At 61.1% G+C, this 3,535-nt stretch carries 6 protein-coding genes; all 6 read left to right on the forward strand.

Going from position 1 to position 3,535, the window contains the following annotated elements; genetic code table 11:
* Nucleotides 1–427: response regulator transcription factor (locus Q7T64_RS11045; RefSeq protein ID WP_304795465.1), on the forward strand; the 427-nt coding region annotated here is incomplete at its 5' end.
* 70 nt (nucleotides 428–497) lie between these two features.
* Nucleotides 498–701 (forward strand): Flp family type IVb pilin, encoded by a 204-nt coding sequence (locus tag Q7T64_RS11050; protein WP_304795468.1) that lies wholly within the window; start codon nucleotides 498–500, stop codon nucleotides 699–701.
* Between the two features lie 125 nt (nucleotides 702–826).
* A complete protein-coding gene (locus Q7T64_RS11055; RefSeq protein ID WP_304795470.1) occupies nucleotides 827–1,021 on the forward strand; it encodes a Flp family type IVb pilin in 195 nt (64 codons plus the stop codon).
* Between the two features lie 45 nt (nucleotides 1,022–1,066).
* The gene (locus tag Q7T64_RS11060; protein ID WP_304795472.1) at nucleotides 1,067–1,690 is read left to right on the forward strand and encodes a prepilin peptidase; all 624 of its coding nucleotides are present in this window, start codon (nucleotides 1,067–1,069) and stop codon (nucleotides 1,688–1,690) included.
* A complete protein-coding gene (locus Q7T64_RS11065; protein ID WP_304795474.1) occupies nucleotides 1,687–3,003 on the forward strand; it encodes an AAA family ATPase in 1,317 nt (438 codons plus the stop codon). Before Q7T64_RS11060 ends, Q7T64_RS11065 begins: the two co-directional genes overlap by 4 nt.
* Nucleotides 3,004–3,045: 42 nt before the next feature.
* Nucleotides 3,046–3,535: Flp pilus assembly protein CpaB (gene cpaB, locus Q7T64_RS11070; RefSeq protein WP_304795476.1), on the forward strand; the 490-nt coding region annotated here is incomplete at its 3' end.

Consider the following 3,535-nt stretch of genomic DNA (forward strand, 5'->3'; position numbering starts at 1 on the left):
CAGCATGTCGCGGAACTGTGGCTACATGCTCTGCACCGGCCGCCGGCTTTCGGTGGTGCACATGCTGGCGCGTTCGGAGCTGGCAGTCGCATACAACTATGCCAGCGGCATGTCGCACAAGGAGATCGCGATCCTGCTGGGCGTGTCCCCCCACACGGTACGCAACCAGCTGGTGGCCGTCTACCAGAAGCTCGACATCCACAGCAAGGCGGAATTGGCCAGCATGCTGGCCGAAGAAGAGCGCCGCCGCAAGCAACATGGCAAGGGCAAGCCGGAGATTGGCGGCCGCCGCAACGGCGATCCGGGACGCGATGCATCCTCGGTGCGAAATCTCAAACGAAGCGGGGCAAAGTCCGCTTCAGCTAGTGCAATTGCTTCATTCACGGCTGGGCAGCTGGGAACTACTCTGGAGTCACTGGGGCGATGAAACAAGTTTCAGACATCGCACTTCGGATTATCCCAGTCCACTGTCCATCACCAACTGAAGGAGCATTCAAATGAACGGAATCCAACGTTTTCTGAAAGACGAAGAAGGTGCAGTCGCTATCGAATACGCGCTGTTGGCGGCCTTGATCGCAATCGTGATCGCAGTCGGCGCAAGCCTGCTGGGCAAACAACTCTGCGGATTCTTCACCGGCATCGCAACTTTCCTTGGCGCCCCGACCGGTACGCCTCCCACCACGTTCGCTGCGTGCGCATGAGGCTGATGTAAAGCATGCAGGAAAAAGCGTCCGCCCCGGTATCCAGGGGGCGGCGCTTTTGCAAGATGGCTGGACCTACAAGTTGAACCTTCGGCGTCTCACGACAACATTGCGAGGAACGGAAAATGAAATTACTTGGCGAGCTGATTCGTGATGAAGAGGGCGCGGTCGCAGTCGAGTACGCCTTGCTAGGGATGCTGATCGCAGTGGCAATCAGTGTCGCCGCCTACACCCTGGGCAGCGATTTGTGCGCGGTGTTCAATGGCATCGGGGCCGGCTTCGGTGGCTCCGGAAGCTATGCCCCGCTTGCTTGTCAATGAGCTGTGGCCACGGAATTCAGAACTCCTGAGCAGGCAAAAAATAACATGACCGGCCCGTCCACTCTTGATCCATCCGTGCTTGCGCTTGGATTGCTCGCGATCCTGCTGGTGCTCGCGGCGCAGTCCGATGCACGCAGCCACCGGATCCCGAACCGGCTGGTCGCCGTCGGGCTGGTCGCCGGGCTGGCGCTGAACGCACTTCTGCCGACGGGAACTGGCTTTACCGGTGCATTGCCCGGAGCGGCGGGACTGCTCAATGCAATGGCCGCCGCCACCCTGGGACTGGTCGCGCTGATCCCCTTGTACTGGCTGCGTGCGATGGGCGCCGGCGACGTCAAGCTGATGGCCATGGTTGGCGCATTCCTGGGAATGAATGGGGTGATGGGGGCGATGATCATCAGCTTCATCGCAGCGGGCCTGATGACCGTGTATTTCCTGTGGCGGGCCCAGTCGTTCAGGCGGCTCGGCGCTAACCTGCACGAATTGCTGATGGCCCGCCTGTTCCGGGTGATCGTCCGTGACCTGCCGCCCCCAGCCGATGCAGTGCGTTCGGTCGGACGCATCCCCTTCGGTGTAGCGATCGCCGGCGGAACCATCGCCTATTGCATGCTGGCGCGCGCCGGTCATTTGCTCTATCTCAGTATTTTCCCGATCTCCATATATCCATGACGAATCTCGCCGCTACCTTGCCGCAAGCCGGTCACGACAGTGCCTGGCTTGTCCCGCCGGCTCCACGTACCGTCGAGGACACCAGCCTGAGCTTGCGCTTCCTGGGCGAACTGTTGTCCAAGGTGATGGTCTTGTCGGGACGTAGCAGCCTGTCCGACCTGGCCGCACATGTGAAGCTACCGGCGAATGTCCTTGAGAGCGCGCTGCTCGAAATGCGCTCGGAGGGTCTGTGCGAATTGGCCCGTCGTGGCGAAAACAACGCGAGCACGTTTTACCAGCTTACCGATGCCGGCCGCGAGCGCTCGCTTGCTCATCTGCGGCGCAGCCAGTACGCGGGAGTGGCGCCGGTCAGCCTGGCGGACTACACAAGGCAGGTGGAGCGACAGTCGATCCGCGAGGTCCGGTACACCCGCGAAATGCTTGCAGAAGGATTCAGGGGCGTAGTCGTGCAGCCGGGTGTGCTGGACCGGGTCGGCGCGGCGCTCAACTCCGGGCGTGCATTGATCCTGTACGGGCCACCGGGATGCGGCAAGACCTACCTTGCGGAACGCCTGGCCGAACTGGTTTCCGGCGACATAGCGGTTCCCTATTCGGTGGAAGTGGACGGCGAAGTTGTGCAGGTTTTCGATCCCCATATCCATACGCCCGTGGCGCAGCCTGCTGCCGCGACAAGCCTGGCACGTCATTACAACAGCGACGCGCGCTGGATAATCTGCAAGCGGCCGGTTGGCATCAGCGGCGGCGAGCTGACGCTGAAAATGCTGGACCTGGCGTTCGATCACTCCAGGGGTTATTACCAGGCGCCGCCGCATGTGAAGGCCAACAATGGCGTATTCGTGGTCGACGACCTGGGCCGGCAGCTGCTCTCGCCGCGTGACCTCATGAACCGCTGGATCGTTCCGCTTGACCGGCGCACCGACTTTCTCACGCTGCACACCGGTTACAAGTTTCGCATTCCGTTCGACGTGATCGTGGTGTTCTCCTCCAACCAGCATCCCGACGAGCTGGGCGATGAAGCCTTCTTGCGTAGGCTCGGCTACAAGATAGCCCTGGGCCCGCTTGCGGAGCCGCAATATCGGCAAGTGTTCACGCAAGTGAGCGAGGAACTCGCCATACCGTTTTCCGAATCTGCCTATCTTCACATGCTGGAGCAGCTGCATTACGGCGAAGGCCGTCCGCTTTACGCCTGTTATCCAAGAGATGTCCTCAGTCAGTTGCGCGATCTTGCCGATTACGAGGCGCGCTCGCCGGAAATGACGACGGAATCACTCCAGTGGGCATGGCGCAACTATTTCGCCACGCCAGCCAAATAATTTCATTGAGCGCGCAGACCAGAACCAGCACCGGAGGCAGTCATGAAAAGCAGCAGAGCCGTAGCCATGATCGTGGTATCCGTCATCCTTGCTCTGGCGGCGGTCGTATTCGCAGGCAAATGGATCAACGAGCGCGCCAGCATGAGCACCAACAAGCTGGCCGTCGCAATGGTCGACATCAACATGGGCAGCCGGGTCACGCAGTCGATGATCCGCTTCGTCGACTGGCCGGCCGGCAGTGTGCCCAAGGGCGCCTTCACGGACGGCAAATTGCTGGAGGGACGCGTCGTGCGAAGCAGCCTTTTGTCCGGCGAACCTTTGACAGAATCAAAACTGGCGCCGGTCGGTTCGGCAGGTGGACTGTCGGCGGTGGTCGCCGAGGGCAAGCGGGCAATGACGGTGCGGGTCAATGATGTGGGTGGCGTCGCCGGTTTTGCGCGTCCCGGCTACTACGTTGACATCCTGGTCCGTAGCCAGGGCGAGATAAAACACGCCACCAGTGACCGCGCCCTGAACATTTCGAAGCTGGTCC

It is taken from the genome of Lacisediminimonas sp. (assembly GCF_030645335.1).
Classification (GTDB): Bacteria; Pseudomonadota; Gammaproteobacteria; order Burkholderiales; family Burkholderiaceae_D; genus Lacisediminimonas.

Coding starts and splice junctions, on each gene's coding strand:
- Q7T64_RS11050 (WP_304795468.1), top strand. CDS start 498: ATGAACGGAATCCAACGTTTTCTGAAAGACGAAGAAGGTGCAGTCGCT.
- Q7T64_RS11055 (WP_304795470.1), top strand. CDS start 827: ATGAAATTACTTGGCGAGCTGATTCGTGATGAAGAGGGCGCGGTCGCA.
- Q7T64_RS11060 (WP_304795472.1), top strand. CDS start 1,067: ATGACCGGCCCGTCCACTCTTGATCCATCCGTGCTTGCGCTTGGATTG.
- Q7T64_RS11065 (WP_304795474.1), top strand. CDS start 1,687: ATGACGAATCTCGCCGCTACCTTGCCGCAAGCCGGTCACGACAGTGCC.